The sequence below is a fragment of the Lactobacillus fornicalis genome, from assembly GCF_055362665.1.
The window spans coordinates 1,000-1,286 of record NZ_JBLTIM010000069.1; the positions used below are offsets into that span (position 1 = coordinate 1,000).

1 pseudogene is annotated in these 287 nt (G+C 37.6%); it reads left to right on the plus strand.

Features of this window, described 5'->3' with window-relative positions:
* Window positions 1–287: pseudogene (locus ACNDLV_RS08120) on the plus strand (bifunctional DNA primase/polymerase); the annotation flags it as partial.

Consider the following 287-nt stretch of genomic DNA (forward strand, 5'->3'; position numbering starts at 1 on the left):
ATTGGTTGGCTACCTGGAGTAGATATTAAAGCACACGTTAATAATTACGTCGTATGTGCGCCTTCAGCAGGCTATAAGTGGCTTAATCATAAACCGATGAAAGACGCTCCAGAAGAGCTTATAAAGGCTATTAATAAAAATAAAAAGCAGGAGAATTTATCATTAGATCAAATTGATAACATTCGATTTTCTGGCAAAAGTCAAACTGCTATCCTTTTTGAACAAATTGTCGATGGTCTAGGTGAAACTGGCGGAAGAAATAATGCTCTTGCTGCTTTTATGGGCGG